This window comes from Mycolicibacterium agri (assembly GCF_002553505.1).
In the GTDB taxonomy this organism is placed as follows: domain Bacteria; phylum Actinomycetota; class Actinomycetes; order Mycobacteriales; family Mycobacteriaceae; genus Mycobacterium; species Mycobacterium agri.
On the sequence record NZ_PDCP01000202.1, the window covers coordinates 1 to 1549 of the forward strand.

The window sequence follows — 1549 nt, forward strand, 5'->3', positions numbered from 1 at the left end:
GAGCTCGATATCTACTTCTGCGATCCGCACTCGCCATGGCAACGCGGCAGTAACGAGAACACCAACGGGCTGCTGCGCCAATACTTTGCTAAAGGCACCGACCTATCAGTGTTCCCGGCCGACTACCTCGACTACGTTGCCGCCCAACTCAACACCCGACCCCGCAAAACCCTCGGCTGGAAGAAACCCGCTGAAGTCCTCGACGAGCTACTCTCAAACCCGCCAAAACCACCCGCTGTTGCATCCACTGCCTGAAATCGCCCAGAAAAGAGCGGACCTTAGCGTCTGCTCGCGCTGAGGAATGGGCCGTTATCCACAGATCCTCTGCGGGGTATTGGCCCAAGTGCGCACGGCCGACATTATCGAAAGAGTGTCGGTCGAAGAGGTCTTCCAAGCCAACGGCGGAGTGGCCACGGCCGAGCAACTGCGCACGGTGATGTCACGTAGAGCGCTGGCGTACCACCTCAAAACCGGTGCGATTGTTCGTGTTTGGAGAGGTGTGTATGCGCCTAATGCGCCAGATCTTTTCGCACGCTTGGCAGGCCTCGATCTTGTCGCTGCCGAACGGATTGTCGCCTGCATGGGCACGGCCGCAGCACTCTACGGCTTCGACACCGAAGGACGCAGCAAGGTCCATATCCTCGATCCCGGTGTGCGCATGCGACCGACGGCTGGCCTGATGGTTCACCAGCGTGTCGGTGCGCCGTTGCAGCGGGTCAGGGGCAGACTCGCGACCGCGCCGGCGTGGACGGCGGTCGAAGTGGCTCGGACGCTTCGGCGACCGCGAGCATTGGCAACCCTTGACGCTGCATTGCACTGCGGCGCGTGCACGCGCGAGGAAATCTCCGCCGCCATCGAGGAGCAGAAGGGCCGCCGCGGCATCGTCAAAGTGCGAGAACTCGTGGTGCACGCAGACGGCCGAGCCGAATCTGCAATGGAAAGTGAAGCGCGCCTGGTCATGATCGACGGCGGAGTGCCATTGCCCGACTTGCAATTCGAGATCGTCGACCTATGCGGTGAGCTCTGGCGCGTCGACTTCGCATGGCCCGAATCCATGCTCGTTGCCGAGTACGACAGCGCGGAATGGCACGCCAACCCCGATGCGTTCAAACATGATCGGCGCAAGACTGCGCGCCTGCAAGAGTGCGGCTACACAGTCCTGCCCATCGTCTCCGATGACGTTCGCCGCTATCCGGCCGCCCTCGTCGCGCGCATCTTCAACCACCTCGACCGTCAGGCACTGGCGAGTTGACCCGCCGAGCAGACGCTAAGGTCCGCTCTTTTCTGGGCGATTTCAGGCAGTGGATGCAACAGCGGGTGGTTTTGGCGGGTTTGAGAGTAGCTCGTCGAGGACTTCAGCGGGTTTCTTCCAGCCGAGGGTTTTGCGGGGTCGGGTGTTGAGTTGGGCGGCAACGTAGTCGAGGTAGTCGGCCGGGAACACTGATAGGTCGGTGCCTTTAGCAAAGTATTGGCGCAGCAGCCCGTTGGTGTTCTCGTTACTGCCGCGTTGCCATGGCGAGTGCGGATCGCAGAAGTAGATATCGAGCTC

Annotated in this window: 3 protein-coding genes; 2 read left to right on the forward strand and 1 reads right to left on the reverse strand. The window is 61.5% G+C overall.

Annotated elements, in window-relative coordinates; translation table 11 throughout:
- Both CQY20_RS33730 and CQY20_RS33735 read left to right on the forward strand, forming a co-directional pair.
- Positions 1 to 255, forward strand: a 255-nt coding sequence (locus CQY20_RS33730; RefSeq protein ID WP_109789712.1) for an IS30 family transposase, incomplete at its 5' end; no start/stop codon positions are given.
- A gap of 181 nt (positions 256 to 436) precedes the next feature.
- A complete protein-coding gene (locus CQY20_RS33735) occupies positions 437 to 1252 on the forward strand; it encodes a type IV toxin-antitoxin system AbiEi family antitoxin (RefSeq protein WP_109789790.1) in 816 nt (271 codons plus the stop codon).
- A 42-nt stretch (positions 1253 to 1294) separates the two neighbouring features.
- On the opposite strand, the gene CQY20_RS33740 is transcribed toward CQY20_RS33735, so the two are convergent.
- The coding region (locus CQY20_RS33740; RefSeq protein ID WP_109789712.1) for an IS30 family transposase at positions 1295 to 1549 on the reverse strand (255 nt) is incomplete at its 5' end.

Bases quoted from the DNA above. Each gene is read 5' to 3' on its own strand.
- CQY20_RS33735 (WP_109789790.1), top strand. From the start codon at position 437: ATGTCACGTAGAGCGCTGGCGTACCACCTCAAAACCGGTGCGATTGTT.